General features: G+C 71.5%; 18 protein-coding genes, 1 tRNA gene and 1 other annotated feature. Of the genes, 11 read left to right on the forward strand and 8 right to left on the reverse strand.

Annotated features, from left to right (window positions below; translation table 11 throughout):
* Positions 1–117 precede the first annotated feature (117 nt).
* Complete coding sequence (locus J5Y10_RS18995) at positions 118–2,244, reverse strand: sensor domain-containing protein (protein WP_209375681.1); 2,127 nt, start codon at positions 2,242–2,244, stop codon at positions 118–120.
* A 175-nt stretch (positions 2,245–2,419) separates the two neighbouring features.
* On the opposite strand from J5Y10_RS18995, the gene J5Y10_RS19000 reads away from it, so the two are divergent.
* Together J5Y10_RS19000 and J5Y10_RS19005 are read left to right on the forward strand one after the other, a co-directional pair.
* Positions 2,420–3,064 carry a TetR/AcrR family transcriptional regulator gene (locus J5Y10_RS19000; protein WP_209375682.1) on the forward strand — a complete coding sequence of 215 codons (645 nt, stop codon included), beginning with the start codon at positions 2,420–2,422 and terminating at the stop codon, positions 3,062–3,064.
* 25 nt (positions 3,065–3,089) lie between these two features.
* Positions 3,090–4,295, forward strand: coding sequence for an MFS transporter (locus tag J5Y10_RS19005; RefSeq protein WP_209375683.1), 1,206 nt, complete (start codon positions 3,090–3,092; stop codon positions 4,293–4,295).
* Positions 4,296–4,337: 42 nt separating this feature from the next.
* Here the strand turns inward: J5Y10_RS19005 and J5Y10_RS19010 are convergent, their stop codons facing one another.
* A complete protein-coding gene (locus tag J5Y10_RS19010) occupies positions 4,338–5,252 on the reverse strand; it encodes a hydroxymethylglutaryl-CoA lyase (protein WP_209375684.1) in 915 nt (304 codons plus the stop codon).
* A complete protein-coding gene (locus J5Y10_RS19015) occupies positions 5,249–6,508 on the reverse strand; it encodes a CaiB/BaiF CoA transferase family protein (RefSeq protein WP_209375685.1) in 1,260 nt (419 codons plus the stop codon). The genes J5Y10_RS19010 and J5Y10_RS19015 overlap by 4 nt, the downstream gene beginning before the upstream one ends.
* A gap of 189 nt (positions 6,509–6,697) precedes the next feature.
* Between J5Y10_RS19015 and J5Y10_RS19020 the strand changes: the two genes are divergently transcribed.
* Both J5Y10_RS19020 and J5Y10_RS19025 read left to right on the forward strand, forming a co-directional pair.
* Positions 6,698–8,800, forward strand: coding sequence for a hybrid sensor histidine kinase/response regulator (locus J5Y10_RS19020; RefSeq protein ID WP_209375686.1), 2,103 nt, complete (start codon positions 6,698–6,700; stop codon positions 8,798–8,800).
* A 168-nt stretch (positions 8,801–8,968) separates the two neighbouring features.
* Positions 8,969–10,066: a trypsin-like peptidase domain-containing protein gene (locus J5Y10_RS19025; RefSeq protein WP_209375687.1), complete on the forward strand. Its 1,098-nt coding sequence runs from the start codon at positions 8,969–8,971 to the stop codon at positions 10,064–10,066.
* A gap of 139 nt (positions 10,067–10,205) precedes the next feature.
* On the opposite strand, the gene J5Y10_RS19030 is transcribed toward J5Y10_RS19025, so the two are convergent.
* Complete coding sequence (locus J5Y10_RS19030) at positions 10,206–10,841, reverse strand: PAS domain-containing protein (RefSeq protein ID WP_209375688.1); 636 nt, start codon at positions 10,839–10,841, stop codon at positions 10,206–10,208.
* Positions 10,842–11,491: 650 nt separating this feature from the next.
* On the opposite strand from J5Y10_RS19030, the gene J5Y10_RS19035 reads away from it, so the two are divergent.
* Positions 11,492–12,178, forward strand: coding sequence for a winged helix-turn-helix domain-containing protein (locus tag J5Y10_RS19035; RefSeq protein ID WP_209375689.1), 687 nt, complete (start codon positions 11,492–11,494; stop codon positions 12,176–12,178).
* 12 nt (positions 12,179–12,190) lie between these two features.
* On the forward strand, positions 12,191–13,624 hold the full coding sequence (locus J5Y10_RS19040) for a sensor histidine kinase (RefSeq protein ID WP_209375690.1): 1,434 nt from the start codon (positions 12,191–12,193) through the stop codon (positions 13,622–13,624).
* A 278-nt stretch (positions 13,625–13,902) separates the two neighbouring features.
* Here J5Y10_RS19040 and hrpB read toward each other — a convergent pair whose 3' ends face one another.
* Positions 13,903–16,338, reverse strand: a complete 2,436-nt coding sequence (hrpB, locus tag J5Y10_RS19045) for an ATP-dependent helicase HrpB (protein ID WP_209375691.1) — start codon at positions 16,336–16,338, stop codon at positions 13,903–13,905.
* Between the two features lie 120 nt (positions 16,339–16,458).
* On the opposite strand from hrpB, the gene J5Y10_RS19050 reads away from it, so the two are divergent.
* Entirely contained in the window at positions 16,459–17,001 is a 543-nt protein-coding gene (locus J5Y10_RS19050; RefSeq protein ID WP_209375692.1) for a DUF1003 domain-containing protein, read from the forward strand.
* A 172-nt stretch (positions 17,002–17,173) separates the two neighbouring features.
* Here the strand turns inward: J5Y10_RS19050 and J5Y10_RS19055 are convergent, their stop codons facing one another.
* Both J5Y10_RS19055 and J5Y10_RS19060 read right to left on the reverse strand, forming a co-directional pair.
* The gene (locus J5Y10_RS19055; RefSeq protein WP_209375693.1) at positions 17,174–18,661 is read right to left on the reverse strand and encodes a mannitol dehydrogenase family protein; all 1,488 of its coding nucleotides are present in this window, start codon (positions 18,659–18,661) and stop codon (positions 17,174–17,176) included.
* Between the two features lie 205 nt (positions 18,662–18,866).
* The gene (locus J5Y10_RS19060) at positions 18,867–19,520 is read right to left on the reverse strand and encodes a hydrolase (protein ID WP_209375694.1); all 654 of its coding nucleotides are present in this window, start codon (positions 19,518–19,520) and stop codon (positions 18,867–18,869) included.
* A gap of 152 nt (positions 19,521–19,672) precedes the next feature.
* Between J5Y10_RS19060 and J5Y10_RS19065 the strand changes: the two genes are divergently transcribed.
* Complete coding sequence (locus J5Y10_RS19065) at positions 19,673–20,563, forward strand: LysR family transcriptional regulator (RefSeq protein ID WP_209375695.1); 891 nt, start codon at positions 19,673–19,675, stop codon at positions 20,561–20,563.
* Positions 20,564–20,753: 190 nt separating this feature from the next.
* Here the strand turns inward: J5Y10_RS19065 and J5Y10_RS19070 are convergent, their stop codons facing one another.
* Positions 20,754–22,229 (reverse strand): SulP family inorganic anion transporter, encoded by a 1,476-nt coding sequence (locus J5Y10_RS19070; RefSeq protein ID WP_209375696.1) that lies wholly within the window; start codon positions 22,227–22,229, stop codon positions 20,754–20,756.
* A 69-nt stretch (positions 22,230–22,298) separates the two neighbouring features.
* Positions 22,299–22,354: a sequence feature (sul1 is cis-regulatory element that is thought to sense ions involved in sulfur or methionine metabolism; They are found in Alphaproteobacteria), on the reverse strand.
* Between the two features lie 112 nt (positions 22,355–22,466).
* Between J5Y10_RS19070 and J5Y10_RS19075 the strand changes: the two genes are divergently transcribed.
* The 3 genes from J5Y10_RS19075 to J5Y10_RS19085 all read left to right on the forward strand — a co-directional run bounded on the left by J5Y10_RS19075 (position 22,467) and on the right by J5Y10_RS19085 (position 25,661).
* Entirely contained in the window at positions 22,467–23,420 is a 954-nt protein-coding gene (locus tag J5Y10_RS19075; protein WP_209375697.1) for an aldo/keto reductase, read from the forward strand.
* Between the two features lie 44 nt (positions 23,421–23,464).
* Complete coding sequence (locus J5Y10_RS28535) at positions 23,465–25,597, forward strand: protein-disulfide reductase DsbD family protein (RefSeq protein ID WP_209375698.1); 2,133 nt, start codon at positions 23,465–23,467, stop codon at positions 25,595–25,597.
* Positions 25,577–25,661 (forward strand) — tRNA-Leu (locus J5Y10_RS19085). Before J5Y10_RS28535 ends, J5Y10_RS19085 begins: the two co-directional genes overlap by 21 nt.
* The last annotated feature ends 135 nt before the right edge of the window (positions 25,662–25,796 follow it).

Consider the following 25,796-nt stretch of genomic DNA (forward strand, 5'->3'; position numbering starts at 1 on the left):
CCGCCCAGGCCTCATCAGACAGCCAGAACAAACGCGCCATGTCCACCTCCTGATCAGCCAAACCCGATCAGGAGACAAAAACGCCAACGAACGTAGAGAGTTGTTTGGGTTCCCTACCTAGGCCGCGTCCCGCAGCGCCCCCTCCCCCGGCTCGCCCCGGCGACTGCTGGCGAAGGCGGCGATCCAGTCCGCCACCTCGCCCGCCGGGCAGGGCCGGCTGATGAAGTAGCCCTGCACCTCCGGGCACCCCTCGGCCCGCAGCATCGCCACCTGCCGCTCCGTCTCCACACCCTCTGCCGTGGCGGAGACGCCGAGGCTGTCGCACAGCCCCGTCACCGCGCGCACGATCGCCGCCGCCTCCGGCTTCGTGCCGAGGTCCTTCACGAAGCTCCGGTCGATCTTGATGCGCGTGAAGGGAAGGTTCCGCAGGAAGCTGAGCGAGGAGTAGCCCGTGCCGAAATCATCCATCGCGATCTGGATGCCCAGGGCCCGCAGCTCCCCCAGGATCGCGGCGGCGCCCTGCACGTCGTCGATCATCGCCGTCTCTGTCACCTCCAGCTCCAGCCGGTCGGCGCCCAGCCCCGTCTCCTCCAGCGCGGCGGTCACGCGGTGCACCAGGTCGGGCAGGCGGAACTGCGTGGTGGAAAGGTTCACCGAGACCTTCACCGGTTCTGGCCACCCCGCGGCCTCCCGGCAGGCGGTCCGCAGGACCCAGTCCCCGATCTCCGGCATCAGCCCCACCTCCTCGGCGAAGGGGATGAACTCCGCCGGCGGCACCTGCCCGCGGGTCGGGCTGCACCAGCGCAGTAGGGCCTCGAAGCTCGTGATCCGGTCCCGCGCCATGTCCACCACGGGCTGGTAGTGCAGCGCGAACTCGCCGAGCGCGAGCGCCATGCGCAGGTCCCGCTCCAGCTCCCGCCGCTGCTGCATCACCAGCTCCATCCCCGCCTCGTAGACGCGCTGGCAGCCGCGCCCCGACTCCTTCGCTCGGTAGAGGGCAAGGTCGGCGTTCCGCAGCAGCAGGTCCGCCTCCGTCCCGTGCAGCGGCGCCAAGGCGATGCCGACGCTGGCGCCGATGGTCACCTGCACGCCCTTCACGTCGATCGGCCGCGCGATTTCCCGGATCAGCCGCTCCGCCAGCCCCGCCGCGTCCCGCTCGCTCTCGCAGGCGCCGAGGAGGATGGCGAACTCGTCCCCGCCCATGCGGGACACCGTGTCCTGCTTCCTCAACTGCGCCTGGATGCGCCCGGCCACCGCCTGCAGCACCGCGTCGCCCACGGGATGCCCCAGCGTGTCGTTCACCGGCTTGAACCGGTCCAGGTCCAGGTACAGCACCGCGCAGCCGCCCACCGGCCCGGCCAGCGCCGCGTCCAGCCGCGCGCCGAAGGTGGCGCGGTTCGGCAGCGCCGTCAGCGTGTCGTGATGCGCCAGGTGGACGATCCGGTCCTCGATCACCCGCCGCTCCGTGATGTCGTCCAGCGTCGAGACCCACCCTCCCTCCGCCAGCGCGCGGTGACTGATCGCGATGGACCGCCCCTGCCGCCGCATCTCCGAGGAGATGGTGCCCTGCGCTCGCGCCAGCCGGGCCAGATGGTCCTCCCTCGCCCGCGTCACCCGCTCCGCCGTCTCGGCGTAGTCCACCTCCCCGTTCCCGTGCAGCTGCCACAGGATGTCGGTGAAGGTCGCCACAGGCCGTCCCGCCTCCCCCTCCAGGTCCAGCATCTCGCGCAGCCGGTTGTTGGACAGCACCAGCCGCTCCTGCGCATCGAACAGCGCGAGCCCCTGCGACATGTTGTCCAGCGCCAGGTCCAGGTTCTCCCGCAGCCGCCGCACCTGCTCGTCCTGACGCCGCTGCTCCGTCAGGTCCCGCGTGATCTTTGCGTAACCCACCAGCACCCCCGTCTCGTCGCGGATCGGATCGATCACCACGTGCGCCCAGAAGCGTGTGCCGTCCTGCCGCAGCCGCCATCCCTGTCCCTCGAACTTCCCGGTGGCGAGCGAGGTGGCCAGCGCCCGCTGCGGCAGCCCGGCCCGGCGGTCCTCCGGCGTGTAGAAGCGGGAGAAGTGGTGCCCCACGATCTCCTCCGCCCGATACCCCTTCGCCCGCTCCGCCCCGGCATTCCAGTTGCTCACCGTGCCGTCCGGGGCCAGCAGGTAGATCGCGTAGTCCGTGACCCCCTGCACCAGCAGGCGGTAGAGCGTGTTGGCCTCGTCGGACGCAGGCGGCGGCGGAGTGGTGGGCACGTGCGGGTTCCCGGTGCGGCGGATGCGGCATCCAGTTGGCCGGCCGATCCAGTGGCGCGCCCGTCCTGGGTGCTGGGTCCGGAGGCTAGAGGCCATCGGTAAGCAGGACGTGAACGGGCCCCCGCCACCCGGCAGGCGCCTTGATTAGGAAATGATCGTTCCCTAATTTCCGGCCATGCCTGCCCCCTCCTCCACCCCGGACCTGGCCGCCCCTTCGGCAGATCCGCCGCGCCGCGGCCCCGGCCGGCCGCGCGCCTTCGACATGGACGTCGCGCTGGATAAGGCGCTCCTGGTCTTCCGGGAGCGCGGCTACAACGCCACCTCCGTCAGCGACCTGGCCGAGGCGATGGGGCTGGCCACGGGCAGCCTCTACAAAGCCTTCACCGACAAGCGCGGGGTCTTCCTCGCGGCCTTCGCGCATTACGAGCGCCGGCGCCGGGCCGAGCTGCAGGGCCTCATGGACCCGGAGCCGACGGGCTTCGGCAAGCTGCGGGCGCTGCTGCACAGCTACGCGGAGCTGTCCCACGACAGGGAGGGCCAGCGCGGCTGCCTTGTCACGGGCACGGCGAACGAGCTGGCGACGCTGGACCCCGAGATGGCCGCGCAGGTGCGCGCCACCGTCGCCCGGACGGAGGCGGCGATCCGCGACCTCCTCCGCCTCGGGCAGGTGGACGGCACCCTGTCCGCGGCCCTCGACATCGATGCCGCCGCGCGGCTGCTGCTGAGCGTGCTGCAGGGCTTCCGCGTGGTCGGCAAGCTCGGCCGCGCGCGCGACGAGATGGTGGCGGCCGCCGACCAGGCGCTGCGGCTGCTGGCCTGATCCTCTCCACCCAAGGACCTCCCCCGTGAGCACGGTACTTCTCGACGCGGCACCGGTACGGCCGGCCGCCGGCCTCCCCTCCTGGCTCACCCTGCTGCTGGCGACCGCCTGCGGGCTGATCGCCGCCAACATCTACTACGCCCAGCCGCTGGTCGGCCCCATCAGCGCCTCGCTCGGTCTCTCGCACGGCGCGGCAGGGCTGATCGTCACAGTGACGCAGATCGGCTACGTGGCCGGGCTGCTCTTCCTCGTGCCGCTGGGCGACTTGGTGGAGAGCCGGCGGCTGGTGATGGTGGTGGTCGGGCTCTGCGCGACGGCGCTGGCCGGGGCGGCGGTCTCCACCGGGGCGCTGCCTTTCCTGATCGCCTCGCTGCTCATCGGGCTCTGCTCCGTCGCCGTGCAGATCCTCGTGCCCTTCGCTGCCCACATGGCGCCGGATGCGACGCGCGGGCGCGTGGTGGGCAACGTGATGAGCGGGCTGATGCTCGGCATCATGCTCTCCCGCCCGGCCGCGAGCTTTGTCGCGGACCTCCTGGGCTGGCACGCGGTCTTCTGGATCTCGGCGGTGCTGATGGTGGGCATGGCCGCGCTGCTGGGCTCCGTCCTGCCCCGCCGCCAGCCGTCGGCGGCCCTGCGCTACGGCCGCCTGCTCGCCTCCATGGCCGGGCTGATGCGGGGCGCGCCCGTGCTGCGGCGGCGCGCGCTCTACCAGGCCGCCCTGTTCGGCGCCTTCAGCGTTTTCTGGACCACCGTGCCCCTCTTCCTCGCCGAGACCTACCACCTCAGCCAGAGCGGCATCGCCCTCTTCGCGCTGGCGGGCGTCGCCGGCGCCGTCGCGGCCCCCATCGCCGGACGCTGGGCGGACAAGGGATGGAGCCGGGGCGCGACCGGCCTCGCCATCGTCCTCACCGCCGCATCCTTCCTGCTCGGCCGCTTCGGGCTGGGCGGCACCACCGCCGGGCTCGGCCTGCTCGTCCTCTCCGCCATCCTCCTGGACTTCGGGTCCACGGCGAACCTCGTCCTGGGACAGCGCGCCATCTTCATGCTCAGCGCGGAGGCGCGGAACCGGCTGAACGGGCTCTACATGGCCACCTTCTTCCTCGGCGGCGCGGCCGGCTCCGCGCTCGGCGGCTGGACCTATGCCGAGGGCGGGTGGTCGCTCGCCAGCTGGGTCGGCTTCGCCCTGCCCCTGCTGGCGCTGGGCTACTACCTCACCGAGCCTCGACCCTGAAGGCCGCGAAGGGGGAAGGGGTCAGCCCCTTCCCCGCCCGTCCTAGGCCGCCTGCTGAGCCGCGCGCCGCGCCGCCGGCACCCCGCGCATCCGCCCGCCCGGCATCCCGCCGGGGATGGTGGCGGCAAGGTCCGCGGCCTCCAGCAGCCGGTCCCAGTCGATCCCCGTCTCCACCCCCATGCGCCGGAACAGCCAGGCCACGTCCTCCGTCGCCACGTTGCCCGTCGCGCCGGGCGCGAAGGGGCAGCCGCCCAGCCCGCCGGAGGCCGAATCGAAGATCCGGCACCCCGCCGCCCAGGCCGCGGACACATTGGCCACGCCCATCCCGTAGGTGTCGTGCCCGTGGAAGGCGAAGCGCTGCCCCCAGGAGGCGAAGGCCTTCTCGAAGACCCGCCGCACCTGGTCCGGCGCGGCATTCCCGGTGGTGTCGCAGAGCGCGATCTCCATGGAGGGATCGAGCGCGACGATCCGCTCCACCCAGTCCAGCGCCTCCTCGTCCGGGACCACGCCCTCGAAGGGGCAGTGAAACACGGTGGAGAGGTTGAAGCGCACCAGCAGTCCCGCCGCCCGCGCATCCCGCACGATGGCGGAAAGATCGGCGAAGGACTCCTCCCGCGTGCGGTTCAGGTTCGCCTCATTGTGGCTCTCCGTGGCCGACATGAACAGGCCCAGCCGCTGCGCGCCCGACCCCGCCGCCAGCTCGAAGCCGCGCCGGTTCGGCACCAGCACCGTGCACTCCAGCCCCGGCAGCTCCAGCGCCGCCTTCAGCACCTCGCCCGTATCCGCCATCTGCGGCACGGCGCGCGGCGAGACGAAGGAACCGATCTCCATGCGCCGGATTCCCGCCGCGTGGATGGCCCGCACCAGCGCGATCTTCCTCTCCGTCGGGACGAAGCCGCCGATGGACTGCAGCCCGTCGCGCGGGGCGACATCGCTGATCGTGGCCGCAAGACTCATCGGGCATCCTCCTTCAGCAGCGTGCCGAACACGTAGTCGTTGTGCTGCCCCACCGCAGGGCCGGGCCAGCGCACCATGTCGCGCGGCGGAATGCCCTCGAAGCGGAAGGGCGCGGCGGGATGCGGCACGGTGGCGCCCACCAGCGGGTCCTCCACCTCCAGCATCATGTCCCGCGCCTGGAAATGCGGGTCCTCCGCGCAGTCCTTCATGTCGTAGAGGCGGGAGCACGGCACCTGCACCGCCTCCATCGCCTCCTGCGCCTCCTTGGCCGTCATCGTCCGCGTCCAGGCGGCGATCGCCTCGTCCAGCTCCGCGGCATGGGCGCAGCGCCCGGAATTGCTCGCCATGCGCGGATCACCCGCCAGGTCCGGGCGGCCGATCCGCTCCATCAGCCGCCGGAAGATAAGGTCCGAATTCCCCGCGATGGCCAGCCACTTCCCATCCGCGCAGGGATAGGTGTTGGTCGGCGCCGCGCTCGGCAGCGCGGCCCCCATGGGCTGCCGCACCCGGCCGAGCAGCCCGAACTCCGGCAGCATCCCCTCCATCAGCGAGAAGACCGAGGAGACGAGGTCGAGATCGATCGTGACCCCTTTCCCGCCCTCTGGCCCATCCGCCTTCCGGTCCCGCCCCCAACAGGCCGAGACGAGCGACAGCGCCGCGTACATCCCCGCTAGGTCGTCGCTGATCGAAACGCCGCAGCGCGGCGGCGGCAGGTCCGTCCGCCCGGGATTGGCGGTCAGGTGCCGCAGCCCTCCCATCGCCTCCCCGATCGCGCCGAAAGCCGGCTTGTCGCGATACGGCCCGTCCTGCCCGTAGCCGGACACGCGCGCGATCACGAGGCGCGGGTTCTCCGCCCGCAGCACATCCGGCCCCAGCCCGATCCGCTCCAGGTAGCCGGGCCGGAAATTCTCCACCAGCGCGTCCGCCCGGGCACAGAGGGCACGAACCTTCTCCCGCCCCTCCTCGCTCTTCAGGTCCAGCACGACGGACAGCTTGTTGCGCCCGTGGATGGAGAACCACACGGCCCGCCCATTCACCCGCGCGCCCCAGTCCCGGTGCGGATCGCCCTCCGGCGGCTCCACCTTGATCACCTCCGCGCCCAGGTCGGCCAACAGCCGCGTGGCGAAGGGCGCGGCGATGTAGTGTCCCAGCTCCACCACCCGCAGCCCGGCCAGGGGCAGGCGGGGGTCCTGCGGCGGAACCTCCGGGGGCGGTGTCGGGCCAGCGGCATCCGGGCCGCCATGACCGTCCGACATGGGCATTCCTCCTGTATCGGCGCGGATGTTCCGCGCCGGCGCCGCCCTGGCAAGGGGCCGGGCGGCGGAAACCCGGGCCGCGACGGCCTCTTACAGCGGGGTTGCCGGCCCTGGTGGACGCCAGCCCCCATCCGGCGCAGAGAGCGGCCCAGCCGGCCTTTCCGCCGGACCGTCGAGAAGCAGGTGCGAATGGAGCCCCAGGGAGACCCTCAGGACAGGCCGGAACCCGAGGAGCACATCTTCCTCGCCGGTGGTGGCGAACTGGGGCGGCTGATCGCGGCCTATAACTGGACATCCACCCCCCTCGGCCCCCTCGGGTCCTGGCCCGGCCACCTCCGCACCACCGTCGGCCTCCTCCTCCGGTCCCACGTTCCCATCGTCACGCTGTGGGGGGAGGACGGCATTATGATCTACAACGATGCCTACTCCATCTTCGCCGGCGGCCGTCATCCCCGCCTTCTCGGCTCCAAGGTGCGGGAGGGCTGGCCGGAGGTCGCGGACTTCAACGACAACGTGATGAAGGTCGGCCTCGCCGGCGGCACCCTCTCCTACCAGGACCAGGAGCTCACCCTCCACCGCCACGGCCGGCCGGAGCAGGTCTGGATGAACCTGGACTACTCCCCGATCCCCGGGGAGGACGGCCGCCCCGCCGGCGTCATCGCCATCGTCGTCGAAACAACGGGCAAGGTGCGCGCGGAAGGCGACCTGCGCGTCACCGCCCAGGCCCTCGCCCAACTCAACGCCGAACTCGGCCAGCGCGTGGAGGAGCGCACGCGCGAGCGCGACCGGATGTGGCGCCTCTCGACCGACGTCATGCTCGTCGCCGACTTCAACGCCCGGGTGGAAGCGGTGAACCCCGCCTGGACCACCCTTCTGGGATGGGGCGAGACGGAGCTGCTGGGCCAGGACTTCATGGCCCTCATCCACCCGGACGACATGGAGGCCACCCTGGCGGAGGTGGCCAGCCTCTCCTCCGGCCGCACCACGCTGCGCTTCGAGAACCGCTACCGCCAGAAGGACGGCGCCTACCGCTGGCTCTCCTGGACCGCCGTTCCGGACGAGCGGTTCATCCACGCCGTGGGCCGCGACATCCAGGCCGAGAAGGAAGCGGCCGAGACCCTGCACCGCACCGAGGAGGCGCTGCGGCAGAGCCAGAAGATGGAGGCCGTCGGCCAGCTCACCGGCGGCATCGCGCACGACTTCAACAACCTCCTCACCGGCATCACCGGAAGCCTGGAACTGCTGCGCACCCGCCTCGCCCAGGGCCGGCTGGTGGACCTGGACCGCTACATCACCACCGCCCACGGCGCCGCGGGCCGGGCCGCCGCCCTGACGCACCGCCTCCTCGCCTTCGCGCGGCGCCAGACGCTCGATCCCAAGCCCACCGACGTGAACCGCCTGGTCTCCGGCATGGTGGACCTCATCCGCCGCACCGTGGGGCCGGAGATCACCGTGCAGGTGGTCGAGGCAGGCGGTCTCTGGCCCGCGCTGGTGGATCCGCCGCAGCTGGAGAGCGCGCTGCTCAACCTCTGCATCAACGCCCGCGACGCCATGCCCGACGGCGGGCGCATCATGATCGAGACCGCGAACAAGTGGCTGGACGAGCGCGCCGCGCATGAGCGCGACCTGCCCCCCGGCCAGTACCTCTCCCTCTGCGTCACCGACACCGGCACGGGCATGACGCCGGACGTGATCGCCCGCGCCTTCGACCCCTTTTTCACCACCAAGCCGCTCGGCCAGGGCACCGGCCTCGGCCTCTCGATGATCTACGGCTTCGTCCGCCAGTCCGGCGGCCAGGTGCGGATCTATTCCGAGCTGGGCCAGGGCACGACCATGTGCCTCTACTTCCCCCGCCACCACGGCGCGGAGAGCCCGGCCGAGCACGACGCCGCCCTCGCCTCCGCCCCGCGCGCGGAGCGCGGCGAGACCGTGCTGGTCGTGGACGACGAGCCCACCGTCCGCATGCTCGTGACGGAGGTGCTGGAGGAGCTCGGCTACACCGCCATCGAGGCGACCGACGGCAATGCCGGCCTGCGCGTCCTCCGTTCCGACGCACGCCTCGACCTGCTGGTCACCGATGTCGGCCTGCCCGGCGGCATGAACGGCCGCCAGCTCGCCGACGCGGCGCGGGAACTGCGTCCGGAGCTGAAGATCCTCTTCATCACCGGCTATGCCGAGAACGCGGCCGTGGGCCACGGCCTGCTGGAGCCGGGGATGCACGTGCTGACCAAGCCTTTCCCCATGGACACCCTGGCCGGCCGCATCCGGGACCTGATCGAGGACGGCGCCTGAACCGACACGCCCCCCCCGCGGCAGCCCGAACGAAAAAGATGACGGGCGGCCCCGGGGAGAGAGGATTCCTTCCCCCCTCACCGGGGCCACCCGCTTGAACCCCGGCCCGTTCTTCCCTCTCTATGGCGGGACGACCTCGCGCCGCACTCCGGAGAGCCAGAGCACCCCATGCGTTCCCCCTTGCCCCGCCGTGCCGCCCTTCTCGGCTTCGCGGCCCTGGCCGCCGCCCCCGGCTGCACCCCTCTCGACGCCCAAGCCCAGGGCACGGGCTCCCCGCGCCTCACCGTGGTCCCGGATTTTGCGGACTTGGCCGCCGCCGTCCTGCCGGCCGTGGTGAACATCGCCGTCACAGGCGAGCAGACCGCCCAGATCCCCCCCGAACTGAAGGGCACCCCCTTCGAGCGCTACTTCCGCGAACGCCGCGGCAACCGCCAGCAGGTGCAGGGCGCCGGCTCCGGCTTCATCATCGATTCCTCGGGCTACGTGGTGACGAACAACCACGTCGTCGGCTCCGCCGCCCGCGTCGTCGTCTCCCTACAGGACGGGTCCGAGCACCCGGCCCGCGTGGTCGGCACGGATGAGCTGACCGACCTCGCCCTCCTGCGGATCGAAAGCCGCACGCCCCTGACCGCCGTGCCCTGGAGCACCACCCCCGTCCGCGTCGGCCAGTGGGTCCTGGCCTGCGGCAACCCCTTCGGCCTCGGCGGCACCGTCACGTCGGGCATCGTCTCCGCCCGCGGGCGCGAGATTGGCGCAGGCCCCTTCGACGACTTCATCCAGACCGACGCCGCCATCAACCCCGGCAATTCCGGCGGCCCCCTGTTCAATACGGCGGGCGAGGTGATCGGCATCAACACCGCCATCTACTCCCCCTCCGGCGCCAGCGCGGGCATCGGCTTCGCCACCCCGTCCGACCTGGCGAAGGGCGTGATCGAGCAGCTCAGGCGCGACGGTCGGGTGGAGCGCGGCTGGCTCGGCGTCGCCGTGCAGGACATCGGCAACGAGGGCCCGCGCGGCCGCCGCGGCGTGCAGATCCAGGGCGTGGAGCGCAACTCCCCCGCCGCCCGGGCCGGCCTGCGCCAGGGCGACATCGTGAACACCCTGAACGGCGACAGGATTGAGACCTCCCGCGCGCTGATCCGCTCGGTGGCCGGCATCGCGCCGGGCCAGGGCGTGCGGCTCTCCATCACGCGGGATGGCCGGGCGCAGGACGTGAACGTGCAGGTGGGGCGCCGCCCGGCCGGCACGGGGACGCCGGCGCAGTAGCGTCCCCCGGAAGGGGCCGCGCACCTGACCGGCGGCCCATCGGCGGCAACCCATCGGCCTCGCGAACCCGGCAGCCGGCGGAGGCGGACCCAATGTCTGGAGCAGGCTTTCTCCGTGAAGCCTCTCCAGCCTTCCGCTCTCAGTGCATCGGCTTTGGCTGAGGCTCGCCTTTCGCCTCCTGCGCGCCCGTTGATCGCACCAGTTCGTGGCCGAGCGCGATCAGAAGAGGACGGGCAACCGCACGCAGGCGCCCACCTTCGGCCCCCATCTGCTCCAGTTCTTGGTAGGTCGAGATAGCCTTGTCGGTCGCCCGGATTAACGGGCTCAGTTCTCCCTCGGATTGCATGGTCAGGAAGACGGCCCCTTCCTCGACATGCCCCTCCTTCTTGCTCTCCGTGATGTCGATGACGATCCCACGGCCATGGATGACGAGACCGTTCTCACCGACCTCGAAGCGACCGCGAGCCAGAATCCAGCGCGTGTCGCTTGGGGAAGGGCAGGTCCGGTACTCGGCCACGAACAGCCCCCCACGCGCGAGGACATCGGTAATCTGGCGCTGAAAGAGGGGGTAATCATCCGGGTGGATCGCATCCGACGCGGCCTGGAGCGGGAGGCCTTGCTCGGCCTGGCGAACCGGAAGGCCAAAGAGGGCGGCGCAGGTCGCGTCAACCCGCATGCGGTCGCCGACGACCTCCCATTCCCAAACCCCGACCTTGGAGGCGGAAAGAGCGTCCGGCAGGAAATTGGGGTTCGACTTTCCGATCGCAAAGGCCATGCTTCCGTCTCCCCAAGCCTCCCAAAGGCCGTTTTCTTTGCACTTAGCGATACGACAAGTAAACTGAACGGCATTGTTGCACTATCGCGGTAGATTTGCATGCTGGCGGACATCTTATGATGGCTCAAGCCCTACTTGTTCTTACCTTCTTTGCTTGAAACAGCATCGAGCCCGCGGCCGCGTTCGATTTGCCAGATGAGCACTCGTCCCGCAGGGCACCGCAGGCTGTCCTGGCCGTCGTCGGGCTCATGGTCATGCCGCCGGTCATGGGCGTTACACATTCCCCAAAAGAAATGTTGGAGGAATGCCCGTCAGGTCGGGAAGTTTGCCCTGGCAATCCGGATATTTCCGCCGCGAACTGCCGAATCCTTTGTTTCATAACATGGTTTACTCAAACCGCCTTGTCCGAAGGCCGCCAAACTCCAGGCGTACCGCCGGATCCTACGCCCGGCAGCGGTCCCGTGATCCGTAAGCCGGTGGCCGACCCAGTTCGACAACCGGGTCCAACCCCGCCGCACCCGCCGGCAAGGCTCGTGCCCCGCCCCGAAAAACCAGCCCCCCGCCGCGCATGGCCGCCAGACCGGGGGTGGTCTGGCAACCAGCCCCTCCCCGCGCCATTGTGAACGCAAAGAACGAGCCCAAGGACCACCATGCGTATCCTGCTGGTCGAGGACGATCCCGAGGTCGCCCGCTTCGTCCGCCGCGGCCTTACCGAGGCCGGCCACTCCGTGGAGCACCGCGACAACGGCCGGGACGGCCTCTTCGCCGCCGCCGGCGAGCCCTTCGACCTGCTGGTGCTGGACCGCATGCTGCCCGGCGGCGTCGATGGCCTGCGCCTCGTCGAAACCCTCCGCGCCCAGGAGAACCGCACCCCCGTCCTCTTCCTCACCGCCCTCTCGGCGGTGGATGAACGGGTGCGCGGCCTGAAGGCGGGCGGCGACGACTACCTCACCAAGCCCTTCGCCTTCGCTGAGCTCCTCGCCCGCGTGGAAGCCCTGGGCCGCCGCCCCGCCGCGGAAGTCCCCGCCACGAAGCTCCGCGTCGCCGACCTGGAACTGGACCTCCTCTCCCGCACCGTCACCCGCGGCGGCAAGCGGATCGACGTGCAGCCCCGGGAATTCCGCCTGCTGGAGCACCTGATGCGCCACGCCGGCCAGGTCGTCACCCGCACCATGCTGCTGGAGAAGGTCTGGGACTACCACTTCGACCCCCAGACCAACGTCATCGACGTCCACGTCTCCCGCCTGCGCCAGAAGCTGGACCGCGGCTTCGACCGGCCGTTGATCCACACCGTCCGCAACGCCGGCTACATGATCCGGGCGGAGGAAGCCGCCTAAGGGCGCGGCCCGATGCCCACGGAGGAGGTCCGCCGCGCCCCCGTCCCCCGCCTGGTGGACAGCGCGGGCTTCCGCTTCGCCGTCTTCTTCGCCGGCATGTTCCTGCTGGGCGGCGTCGCCTTCGCCGGCATCGTCTGGTACAACACAGCCGGCGGGCTGGACCGGCAAACGGACGCCGCCATCCGCGCCGACGTCTCCGCCCTCCTCGCCCGCTACCGCGAATCCGGGCGCGACGGCGTGCTACAAGCCATCGCCTACCGCCTGACACGCGACGGCGACGACCAGGACCTCTACCGCCTGACGGACTCCGCCGGCACGATGCTCGCCGGCAACCTCGATCCCATGCCCGACGAGCTCTCCGGCCCCCCGCCAGAGAGCGAGGGGCTGCGCTGGCTCCGCGCGGGCATGGTGCGGGACGGCGTAGGAACCGAGGTCCGCATCTACCGCGCCGACCTGCCGAACGGCGACCGCCTCCTCGTCGGCCGCGACGAGGAGGAGCGGCTTCACCTGCGCGAGCTCCTGGCGCGCGGCCTCGGCTGGGCCGCCAGCGCCTCCGGCCTCATCGCCCTCATCGGCGCCCTGCTCCTGCGCCGCGCCCTGCAGTCCATGCTGCGCCCCGCCGCCGACACCGTCTCCGCCATCGCCGGCGGAGACCTCTCCCAGCGCGTCCCCCTCTCCGGCCGCGACGACGAGTTCGACCGCCTGGGGCGCACGCTGAACGCCATGCTGGACAAGGTCGCCACCCTGATGGCCGGCATCCGCGGCGTGTCCGACGCCATCGCCCACGACCTCCGCACCCCCGTCGCCCGCGCCCGCGGCCGTCTGGAGGAAGCCCAGGACGCCGACCCCGAAGCGATGCGCCGCGCCATCGAGCAAGGCATCGCCGACCTGGACGCCATGACCCGCATCTTCCAGGCCGTGCTCCGCATCACGGAGGCCGAGGCCGGCGCCCGCCGCGCCGCCTTCGCCGCCATCGACCTCACCCCGCTGCTCGCCGATGCCGCGGAGCTCTACGAGGCCATCGCGGAATCCCGCAGCGTGACCCTGGAAGTGGACCTGCCGGAAACCCTGCCCCTGACCGGCGACCGCGACCTCCTCCTCCAGGCCGTGGCGAACCTGCTGGACAACGCCGTGAAGTTCTCCCCCGCGGGCAGCCGCATCCGCCTCTCCGCCGAGACCCGGGGCAGCACCCAGCGCGTCACCGTCGCCGACGAAGGCCCCGGCCTGCCCGCCCCGGACCGCGCCCGCGCCGGCGAACGCTTCTTCCGCGCCGACAACGCCCGCACCACCCCGGGCTACGGCCTCGGCCTCTCCCTCGTCCGCGCCGTGGCCGGCCTGCACGGCGGCGCCCTGATCCTGGACGACACCCACCCCGGCCAGACCCCGCCCGGCCTCTCCGCCACCCTCTGCCTGGATGCGGGGCCGGTGCGCCCGGCCGCGGATTGATGGAGACCCAAAGGGTTCCGCCCCCTGCCCCCCCGCCGGGAGCCTGAGGCTCCTGGACCTGCATCGGGCTGCCGCGAAACTGACTTGAGCTGTCACCCCTTACGATCGGCACTCATCCCGCCTCTCCAGTCGCCCCAGGTCCAGGACCCGACGCGCACCGCCAGTGAAGCAAAACGAGCCTCTAGAAAAAGACGATGGTGAGGGGCCCGGGGAGAGGAGGAAGAACCCCTCCCTCCTCTCCCCGGGACAGACCACCAGCGCAGGAGCAGAACAAAGCCCTACCCCCGCGAAGGATCCTCCGGCCAGGCGTGCTTCGGATACCGCCCGCGCATCTCTCGCCGCACCTCCGCCCATCCCCCGCCCCAGAAGCCGGAGAGGTCGGAGGTGACGGCGATGGGCCGCCCGGCGGGGGAGAGAAGCGAGACCTGCAGGGGAATGCGCCCGCCCATCAGTGGCGGCGTCCCCGCCAGGCCGAACAGGTGCTGGGCGCGCGCCTCCAGGGCGGGAACCTCGCGGTCGTAGTCGATGGCGGCGCTGCGGCCCTCCGGCAGGTCCACCCGGGCGGGAAGCTCCGCGTCCAGGCGCCGCTGCATCTCCCAGGCCACCAGCCCGCGCAGGATCGCCACCGCATCCAGTGACTTCAGCTCGGAGAGCCGGGAAAGCCCGTTCAGGTACGGCGCCAGCCACTCCGTTGCACGGGCCGAGAGCGCGGCGTCGGACACATCCGGCCAGGGCGCGCCCTCCGTGACATGGGCCCAGCGCATCCGCGCGCGCAGCTGGATCGCCGCCTTGGACCAGTCCAGGTCGCGGAACCCGCGCCCCGCCGCCGCCCGCGCCAGCGCCTCCGCCACCCCGGCCGGATCGGCATGGGGAAGATTGGCTTCCTCCAGCACCAGCGGGCCGAAGCGCAGGCGGCGGCGGGTGACCACGGCATTGGCGCGCGCGTCGAACTCCGTCACCTCCTCCCGCACGAAGCGCTCGGGGAAGCGGGCCTCCAGCACGGCGCGGTCCAGCGGGGCGGCCATGCGGATGCGCGCCTCCGTCCCCGCCAGTTCGAGCGCCGCCACGGCCAGCAGGGGCGCCTTGCGGAGGGGATCATTCGCCGCCAGCCGCGCTCCCTGGCCGGAAGCCAGCCGGAACGCCCCCTCCATCGTCCCGCGCCGGGCCGCGATCCGGTCCGGAAAGCCCGCCGCCAGCAGCGCGGCGGGATCGCCCTCCGGCTCCGTCCGCTCCGGCACGGAAAGGCGGCGGCGATGCAGTTGCGCCGTGCGGCGGATGCGCTGCACGGTGGCGCGGTCCGCCTCCGGGTGGTCGCCGCCGCGCAGCAGGTCCAGGCGCGTGTTCAGGTCCACATGCGCTTCCCGGTTGCGGATGGGATCGCGCTCCTCCAGCAGGGCCGCCAGGTCGGCGGCCAACGCCCCTTCGCCCGCGCCCCGCGTCTCCACCATCACCCGTGCCAGCCGGGGGTGGGCGCCCAGCCGCGCCATGCGCCGCCCCGTGGCAGTGATGCGCCCTTCTCTGTCCAGGGCATCCAATTCCTGCAACAGCGCCCGGGCCGCCGCCACCGCGCCGGCGGGCGGCGGATCAAGAAAGGGAAGCCCGCCGGGCTCCGCGCCCCAGGCCGCGCAGTCCAGCACCAGCCCGGACAGCTCTGCCTCCAGCATCTCCGGCCGGTCCGCCAGGGGCAGCCCGCGATGCAGCGCCTCCGTCCACAGCCGGATCGCCACGCCCGGCTCCGTCCGCCCCGCGCGCCCCGCCCGCTGCTCGGCCGCGGCGCGGGAGATGCGGACGGTGACCAGCCGCGTCAGCCCCGTCGCCGCATCCAGCCGCGGCGCCCGGCGGAACCCGCCATCCACCACGATCCGCACCCCCGGCACGGTCAGCGAGGTCTCGGCAATCGAAGTGGCCAACACCACCTTGCGGCGGCTTGAGGGATTGAGCGCCCGGTCCTGCTCCGCCGGCGGCATCTCCCCGTGCAGGGGCAGCACCTCGGCCGCAACGCCCGCCAGCCGCTCCTGCGTCCGCCGGATCTCTCCCCACCCCGGCAGGAAGGCAAGCACGTCCCCGGGATGCTCCCGCAGCGCCTCCCGGATCGCACCCGCCATGGCCTCCGGCAGGTCGCGCGGCTCCCTGATGTCGCGCGGGCGGTTGTGGACGACCACGGGAAAGGCCCGCCCGGCGCTCTCGATCACGGGCGCCTCCAGCAGCCCCGCGAACCCCGCCGCGTCCAGCGTTGCGGACATGGCCAGCAGCCGCAGCTCCGGCCGCAGCGCCCGCTGCAGGTCCAGGCACAGCGCCAGCCCGAGATCGGTGTCGAGGTGCCGCTCATGCGCCTCGTCGAACAGAACGGCCGAAACCCCCTCCAGCCCCGGATCGGACTGCAGCCGCCGCACCAGCAGCCCCTCCGTCACCACCTCGATCCGCGTGCGGTCGGAAACCGCCCGGTCCAGCCGCGTCGAGAGACCCACCAGCCCGCCCGGCGCCTCCTCCCCCGCCAGGTCCGCCATGCGCCGTGCCGCGGCGCGCGCGGCTACCCGCCGCGGCTCCAGCACCAGGATCTTCCCCGTCGCCCAGGGCTCCTCGATCAGCACCAGCGGCACGATCGTCGTCTTTCCCGCGCCGGGCGGGGCCACCAGCACGGCGTTCGGCCCCTCCCGCAACGCCGCGGTCAGCGCCGGCAGGGCCTCGGAAACGGGAAGTTCGGGCAGGTCCATCGCGCGCCCGTCTCGGCGGGGCCGCGCGCCTTGTCAAACCTTGGGACGAAGCGGCCCGCCCGGCGTTCCCACACGGCGGCACAGCCGCCCCACCCCAGCCGCCCCGGGAAACACGCCACCATGCCGGCCAGCTCACCAACCATCCGACCACCCCGCCCGGAAGGCCTCGCCGCGGCCCTCACCCGCAACATCCAGGCGCTGGAGCAACGCCGCAAGCACGACGAGGCCTCCGCCACCCGGCAGGAGCGCGTGGCGGAAGCCATCACCCGCTTCACCGGCAGCATGACCTTCGTCTACATCCACCTGGTCCTCTACGGCACGTGGATCGCCATCAATCTCGGCCTCATCCCCGGCGTGCCGAAGTTCGACCCCTCCTTCGTCGTGCTGGCGATGGAAGCCTCGGTGGAGGCCATCTTCCTCTCCACCTTCGTCCTCATCAGCCAGAACCGCATGGCCGCCGCCGCCGACAAGCGCGCCGACCTCGACCTGCAGATCAACCTCCTGGCCGAGCACGAGCTGACAAAGCTCTCCCGCCTCGTCGTCCAGATCGCCGAACGCATGGACATCCCGGCCGAGGCCGACCCCGAAATGCGCGAGGTGGAGGAGGACGTGGCGCCGGAAGCCGTGCTGGACGAGATCGAGGCGCGCCAGGGTCAGCACTGACCTGTCGCGCGGGCGACCCTGCCGCGGACGCCACGGATACCATGCTTGCCACGAGGCAGCCGAGAGAAGCGGGCTCCCAGCCCGGGCGAGTGTTGTGTCACGCGGCTGAACTTCCCTCCCCCGGCTGCCCGTCTACCATCTCGTCCCGATGCGCCGGTTCCGGCCGTGGCGCCTAGGTTCCCAGGCCCATCTCCCGCACCGCCGCGTCCAGTGTCCTGGCGGCGCCGACGTCGTAGAGAGACCCAAGCCAGCGCCGCAGCGGGGCGACGAGGCGGTCCTCCTCGCCCAGGCGCCCGAAGAGCGGCTCGATCGACAGCAGTGGCGCCGGGTCGGGCCCGCCCTCCGCCGCCTTCGCCCTCAGCAGCTCCGCCATGGGGTGACGGATCTCGATCGGCACGCCGGCATCGTCCCGGCCGCGCAGACGCCTCATCCAGGCCGCGAGCGCCAGAGCCAGCAACTCCACCTTCCCGCCCATGGCCAGGCTCGCCTCGATCGGCATGAGAAGGAGGTTGATCGGCGCGTCCGTGTTGATCCGCTCCACCGTGTCGGCGATGGCGGGGTTGGCGAAGCGCGCGATCAGGGTGCGCTTGTAGTCGCCCAGGTCGATCCCCGGCACCGGGGGCAGGGTGGGCCCGGTCTCGCGGTCCATCAGCGCGGCCATGTAGGCGCGCAGCCCTGGGTCCGCCATGGTCTCGTGCACGTAGGTATGGCCGATCAGCCGCCCCAGCGCCGCGATCGCCAGATGGCTGCCGTTCAGCAGCCGCAGCTTCATCATCTCATAGGGCGCCACATCCGGCACGAACTGCGCGCCCACCCTTTCCCATGGCGGACGGCCGGAGACGAAATGGTCCTCGATCACCCATTGGGTGAAGCCCTCGCAGAAGACCGGCCAGCGGTCCTTCAGACCATAGGCCTTCTCCAGATGCGCCACATGGTCCGGCCGCGTCGCGGGCGTGATCCGGTCCACCATGGTGTTGGGGAAGGCGCCCTCCGCCTCGATCCAGTCGGCGAGCCGCGCGTCCCGCATCCCCGCCAGGGCCAGCACGATGCGGCGAAGCACGTCACCGTTGTTCTGGATGTTGTCGCAGCACAGCGCGGTGAAGGGGGCGTGCCCCGCCGCCATGCGCCGCCGGTAGGCCTCCACGATCACCCCGATCGCGCTCCGCGGCCGTTCCGGGTGCTCCAGGTCCGCCCGGATCAGCGGGTGCTCAGGGTCCAGCTGACGCGTCGCCGGGTGCAGGCAGTAGCCGTTCTCGCTGACCGTCAGGCTGAGGATGCGGATGGCGGGATCGTCGATCCGCGCCAGCAGCGGCGCCGTGGAGTCACCGGCGAAGAGCAGATCTGCCAGGGAGCCGATGACGGAAGCCGTCTCCTGTGCTCCGTTCCGCTCCACCAGGGTGTAGAGCCCGTCCTGGGGCACCAGGCTGTCCCGCACCCGGCGGTCCCCCGGCATCAGCCCTGCACCGAGAATGCCCCAGCGCAGCGCCGCCGGGTCGTCCTGCATCAGCGCGTGGGTGTAGCGGGCCATGTGGGCGCGGTGGAACGCGCCCGGGCCCAGGTGCACGATCCCCGCCCTCACCTGCGCGGGGTCGTAGCGAGGCACACGGACGGAAGGGTGGAGGCGGGGAAGATGGGCACGACTGAGTGCGAGAACGTCCACGCCGGCCCATCCCTCCTGTCCAGTCTGCATTGAGCCTCGCCCGCTCCACGCGGGCAAGTCACCCGCTGCCGGGATCGGTGTCCAGTCAGTTTAGGCTCCGTGGACCCACCGAGCCATGTGCGCGCACGGGCCTATCCAGTTGCAGCATGTGTTCTGGCCCGCCTGGGATCACATCGCTCGCGCCTCCCGTCATCCCCTGCCGGGTTCAGCCTGAAGTGCCCGGCACCGGCGTGTTGAGCAGCTGCTGCTCCCACAGATAGGCGATGCCGCTCCCACCCGCATGTTGCGTGATCACCTTCGTCAGCGCGACGGCCTGCTCGGTCCGGGCCCAGTCGCGCTGCCACTCGGCCGCCAGCGCCAGCCAGGTCATCATGTTCGCACCTGCCGCGATCATGCGCTTGATGGCGACCTCATGAGCCTCGACCGAGACGCCGCCCGACGCATCGGTGACCACCGTCACATCCCAGCCCTCGCCGAGGGCCTGGATCGCCGGCATCGCGACGCAGACCTCGGTCCACAAGCCCGCGATGACCAGCTGCTTCCGTCCCGTCGCCCTGACCGCGTCCACCACCTTCCGGTCTTCCCAGGTGTTGATGAACGTCCGGTCGATCACCTCCTGGCCGGGGAACACATCGGTGATCTGGGGGAAGAGGAGGCCGCCCCGCTCAGCGATCACGCTTGTCAGGATGGTGGGGACGCCGAAGACCTTGGCGGCTTTCGCCAGCCCGGCCGTGTTGTTGATCACCATCTGCGGTTCGTGGCTGTTCACGTTCGCAAGCTGATAGGGCTGGTGATCGATGAGAACGAGGACCGAGTCCTCGGGACGAAGAAGCGAAGCAAGGCCATTCCGGAAAGTCATGGGTCGTCCTCTGCCGCTGGTGTGAGGGAGGCGGTTTCGCGGAGAGACATGCGCCGACGGTGGCGGTGTCCGGGCGGGACATTGTCGTTCCGGCTTGCATCGCAGTAGCCCCGTGTGGTGCTAAGCTGTGTCGCGCATCGGGGAACGCCGGCTTGGACATCGAGGATCTGCGGACCTTCGTGGAGCTGGCCGATGCCGGTGGCATCTCGATCGCGGCCCGCCGGCTTGGCGTCTCCAAGTCGGTCGTCAGCCGCAGCCTCGCCCGGCTCGAGACGGAACTCGGCATTCAGCTTCTCGCACGGACCACGCGCGGCGCCGCCCTCACGGAAGCCGGCAGCACCTTCCGGGACCATGCGGCCCGGGCCTGCGCCGAGATCGACCTGGCGAGGGAGACGATCCTGCCCGCCGGCCACCTCTGTGGCCGACTGCGGGTCGCCGTCCCGCTGACCTTCGGACCGACCCACCTCGCGCCCGTGCTGGCCGACATGGCGCGGCAGCACCCGCAACTCCACATCGACACATCCTACACCGACCGCTTCGTCGATCTCATCGCGGAGGGCTTCGATTGCGCGATCCGGATCGGCTATCTTCCGAATTCCAACTTTATCGCAAGGCGCGTCGGGCCGATCCACGGCAAGCTTGTCGCGAGCCCGGACTACATCCAGGCTCACGGCTCTCCCGAGACGCCGGACGAGCTCCTCGGCCATCAGGCCCTCATGCAGGGGACCGAGGCCTGGCAGTTCATGGATGGCGACCGGATCGTCACGGTTCGCCCGCAAGGACGCTTTAAGGCCGACAACGGCACAGCGCTTGCCGCCGCCGCACTGGCAGGCCTCGGCATCGCCTGGATCCCGGACGGAATCACCCGGGAACACTTGGCCTCCGGCGCGCTTGTTCCGGTCATGACGCGATACCCGCCGCCTCCGGCGGGCGTCTACGTCATCCGCCCGCCCGGCCACCTTCCCGCACGAAAGATACGGGTTCTGACGGATCTGCTGATCGAGTGCTTCAATCGCGCTCCGAGCCTCAAAAGTGCAGGGTAGTGAAGGCTCAAGGCCAGGAACGGAGCGTCGCCCCACACAAGCGGCGGCGCGCACGGTCGAGGATCAGCCATAGCGACCGGGACATGCCGATGCAGGCCTGCGGGACACGACGGCGGATGCAAGCTTGCGCCCGCTACCAGCAGACCGCAGGCAGCCCGCAGATGGCCGAGATGGCCCCCCTCGCAGGGAGCTACCCCGCCTGGATCGCCGGCCCGTGCCGGTCCACCAGCACCGCGCTCGCCTCGTTCAGCCCGATCACCTCCACCGCCGCACCATGGCGCCGCAGCTTCGCCACCACGCCCTCCAGCGCGGAGACGGCGGTGATGTCCCACAGATGCGCCCGCGTCAGGTCGATCCGCACGCGGGCCGCGGCGTCGCGGGTGTCGAACGCATCCGCCAGGATATCCGCGCTGGCGAAGAAGACCTGCCCCGTCACGGTGTAGCTCCGCGTGTCGGTGGCCGCGTCATAGGCGGTGGACACGTCCATCAGCCGCATCACCTTGAAGGCGAAGAACACGCCGCTGAGCAGCACGCCCACCGCCACGCCGAGCGCGAGGTTGTGGGTGAACACCGTTACGACCACCGTCGCCAGCATCACCGCGCTGGACACCTTCGGGTGCCGCGCCACGTCCCGCAGCGACGACCAGGAGAAGGTCTCGACGGAGACCATCACCATGATCGCCACCAGCGCCGCCACCGGCACCTGCGCCACCCAGGGCCGCAGCAGCACCATCAGGATCAGCAGGAAGGCGCCTGCCGTGAGCGTGGAGACGCGGCCGCGCCCACCGAAGCGGACATTGCCTACGGTCTGCCCGATCATGCCGCAGCCGGCGATGCCGCCGAAGAACCCGGCCGCCAGGTTCGCCAGGCCCAGGCCCGTGCATTCGCGGGCCTTGCTGCTGGTCGTGTCCGTCAGCTCGTCCACCACGCTCGCCGTCATCATGGACTCCAGCAGGCCGACCACGGCCATGGCGAGCGCGTAGGGCGCGATGATCGCCAGCGTCTCCAGGCCGAAGGGCACGTCGGGGATGAGGAAGTGGGGCAGCGAGTCCGGAAGCCGCCCGAGATCGGCCACCGTCCGCACGGGCATCGGCACGACTATCGTGAAGGCGGTGAGAACGAGGATGCAGATCAGCGGCGAAGGAATTGCCGTGGTGATCCGCGGCAGCAGGTAGATGATCGCCAGCCCCGCCGCGATCAGCGCGTAGGTGTGCCAGCTCACCCCCAGCATCTGCGGCACCTGCGCGGAGAAGATCAGGATCGCCAGCGCGTTCACGAACCCCGTGCGGACGGATTTTGAGACGAAGCGCATCAGCACGTCCAGCCGCGCCAGACCGAAGGCGATCTGGAACAGCCCCGCAAGCACCGTGGCCGCCAGCAGGTATTGCAGCCCGTGGCTGGCGACGAGCGCCGCCGCCACCAGCGCCACCGATCCGGCCGCGCCGGAGATCATCGCCGCCCGCCCGCCCGCGAAGGCGATCACCACGCCGATAACGAAGGAGGCAAAAAGCCCGACCTCCGGGTCCACCCCCGCCACGAAGGAGAAGGCGATCACCTCCGGGATCAGGGCGAAGGTGCCGACCATGCCGGCGAGAACATCGCGTCGCAGCGCGGCAGGGCCCGCGAACCATTCGGTCCGGTCGCGGGAAACAGGTCGATTTTTCATAAGGAGTTGCTTCCGCAAGAGGCACGCGAAGGCACCGCGTGGCGGCACCGGGAGAAGTCGCGTCTGATGCGTTGTCCGGCGGATCGGCGGCCGGAAGAGCCACCCGGGATTTCACCGGGTCCGGGATGAATGGCCCGATGCTAGCCGCCACCTTGCTGCATTGCAACACGAACCGCCCCCTGGCGGGAGGCGCCAACCGCGCCCAACTTCGGGCCGCATCGCGAAAAGGATCCCCCCATGCAGAAGCGCCCGCTCGGCCGGTCCGGCCTGGAGATCGCCCCCCTCGTCTTCGGCGGCAACGTTTTCGGCTGGACCACGGATGAGCCCACGGGCTTCCGCCTGCTGGACGGCTTCGTGGATGCCGGGCTGAACGCCATCGACACGGCGGACGTCTATTCCCGCTGGGCCCCCGGCCACCAGGGCGGCGAGTCCGAGACGGTGATTGGCAACTGGCTGCGCGCCAACCCCGGCAAGCGTGAGAAGGTGCTGATCCTCACGAAGGTCGGCTCCGACATGGGCCAGGGCCATCGCGACCTCTCGGCGAAGTGGATCGAGGCGGCCGTTGAGAACTCGCTGCGCCGCCTGAACACCGACTTCATCGACCTCTACCAGAGCCACTGGCCCGCCCCGGGTACCCCGCAAGAGGAGACCCTCCGCGCCTATGAGAAGCTCCTGAAGGCCGGGAAGATCCGGGCGATCGGCACCTCCAACTACGACGCCGCGCTGCTCTCGGAATCGCTGCAGGTCGCCAGGGATCACGGCCTGCCCCGCTACGAATCCCTGCAGCCGAAATACAACCTCTACGACCGCGAGGAATTCGACGGCGCCCTCCGCGACCTCTGCATGAAGGAGGGGATCGGCGTCATCAGCTACTACGGCCTCGCCTCCGGCTTCCTCTCCGGCAAGTACCGCTCGAAGGAGGACCTCTCGAAGAGCAAGCGCGGCGCCGGGATTGAGAAGTACCTGACCCCCCGCGGCTTCCGCATCCTGGACGCGCTGGAGGCGGTGGCCGCCAACCGCAACGCCAAGCCCGCCGAGGTCGCCCTGGCCTGGGTCATCGCGCGGGAGGGCGTGACGGCCCCCATCGCCAGCGCGACAAGCCTGGAACAGCTCGAAAGCCTCGTCCGCGCCGTCCACCTCACCCTGGTGCCGGAGGATATCGCGGCCCTGGACGCGGCGAGCACGCCCTGACAGGCCGGTTGCGGCCGGGCGCGCATCGGCCCTATCCCCGGCCCATGCGCGCCCTCCTCCTCCTGCTGGCGGTCCTCCTCGCCCCCGCCACGGCGCGGGCAGTGGAGAGCGACGCGGTGGAGTCCCCCCGCGCCCGCGTCACCCTGGCGGCGGAGAACACGGCCGTCGCCCCCGGCCAGCCCTTCCGCCTGGCGCTGCGAATGGTCCTGGCACCGGGCTGGCACAGCTACTGGACCAATCCGGGCGATGCCGGCGAAGCCCCCGCCCTCGATCTCGCCCTGCCCGATGGCGGCGCCGCCGGCCCCCTGGCCCTGCCCGCCCCCACGCGGATCCCCGCCGGCCCGCTGATGAGCTTCGGCTACACCGGCGAGGCCCTTTTCCCCCTCACTGTCACCCCGCCCGCCAGCCTCCAGCCCGGCCGCCTCTACACGATCGAGGGCACCGCCCGCTGGCTCGTCTGCGCGGAGATCTGCATCCCCGAGGAGGGCGATTTCCGCCTGGACCTCCCGGTGGAAGCCACCCCGCGCCCTGACCCGGGGGCCGCCCCCCTCTTCCGCGCCGCCGAGGCCGCCCTTCCCCGCCCCCTGCCCTTCGCCGCCCGCGCTGGCTTCGAGGGCCGCCGCGGCGCCCTGGAGATCACCGGCCCCGGCCTTGCCCCCGGTGCGGTGAAGGAAGCCTTCTTCTTCCCCGAGGCGCCCGGCGCCATTGAGAGCGCCGCCCCCCAGCCCCTCTCCCTCCGGGACAGCGCCCTCACCCTCTCCCTCGCGCGTGGCCCCTTGCCCCTACCGGACCACCTCTCCGGCGTCGTCGCCATCACCGATGCCGCCGGGGTCCGCGGCGCCTACACCCTCTCCGTCGCGCCCGGCCCGATGCCCGCCGCCCCCGCAGGCCTTCCGCTGTGGCAGGCCGTCCTGCTGGCGGCCCTGGGCGGCCTGATCCTGAACCTGATGCCCTGCGTCTTCCCGATCCTCGCGATGAAGGCCATGGCCCTGGCCCGCCACGCCGGCGCCGGGCGCACGGCCCTGCGCGCCGAATCCCTCGCCTACGCCGCCGGGGTGGTCCTCGCCTTCCTCCTCCTCGGCGGCGCCCTGGTTGCCCTGCGCGCGGCGGGGATAGCGGCCGGATGGGGCTTCCAGTTCACCGCTCCCGCCTTCGTCGCCGCCATGGCCTGGCTGATGCTCGCCGTGGGCCTGAACCTCTCCGGCGTCTACGCCGTCGCCGGCCCCGCCCTCTCCGGCGGGCGCGGCAGCTTCGCCACGGGCCTGCTGGCGGTGGCCGTCGCCACCCCCTGCACCGCCCCCTTCATGGCCGCCGCCCTCGGCGCCGCCCTCGCCATGCCGCCCGCCGCCGCCCTGGCCGTCTTCGCCGCCCTCGGCATCGGCATGGCCGCGCCGCAGCTCCTCATCGCCCTCGCCCCCAACCTTGCCCTGGGCCTCGCCCGCCTCCTCCCCCGCCCCGGCGCCTGGATGGAGCGGCTGCGGCAGGCCCTCGCCTTCCCCATGTACGCCGCCGCCGCCTGGCTGGCCTGGGTCGTCTCCGTGCAGGCCGGCCCGGAAGGGCTGGGCTGGGTCCTGGCCGGCGCCGTGCTCGTCGCCTTCGCCGCCTGGGCCCTCGGCGCCACCCCCGCGGGCCGCGCGCGCTGGATCGGCCGCGGGGCCGCCGGCCTCGCCATGGCCGCCGCCCTCGCCACCCTGCCCGCCCTCTCCGGCACCGCCCCCGCCCCGCGTACGGAGGTCTCGGGCGAGGCCTGGTCCGCCCGCCGCCTCGCCGAATTGCGGGCGGAGGGCCGCCCCGTCTTCGTCAACCTCACCGCTGCCTGGTGCATCACCTGCCGCGTGAACGAGCGCGTGGCGCTGGAGACGGAGGCCACCCGCGACGCCTTCGCCCGCGCCGGCATCGCCGTGCTGACCGGCGACTGGACCCGCGGCGATTCCGCCATCACCGCCCTCCTCCGCGAACAGGGCCGGGAGGGCGTGCCCCTCTACCTCCTCTACCCACCGGGCGACGGCGCCCCGGTGGTGCTGCCGCAGATCCTGACGGAGCGGATGGTCGGCGAAGCCGTCGCCGCGCTGCCTCGCCCCCCAGCCCGCCCCCTGGCCCTCCCCCTGGCCCGCCCGGATGACGCGCGAACGGGAAGCGCTATGCTGCGCCAGCCTCCCCCCTTGGCGGAACGGTAGACGCAGGCGACTTAAAATCGCTCACCCTTAGGGTGTGCCGGTTCGAATCCGGCAGGGGGGACCATTTCCCGTCCCGACAGAACGGCACGCCGCTCCGGCGCATGAACGGCCCCGCGGCCCTGCCCCTAAGGCAAGCGCTTGTGAAGGCCTCGCCGGTAGGCGCGGTGCGCCCGGCTTCCCATGGTCCTCTATGCCGATC

Origin of the sequence: Roseomonas indoligenes (genome assembly GCF_017813365.1) — a bacterium.
GTDB lineage: Bacteria > Pseudomonadota > Alphaproteobacteria > Acetobacterales > Acetobacteraceae > Roseomonas > Roseomonas indoligenes.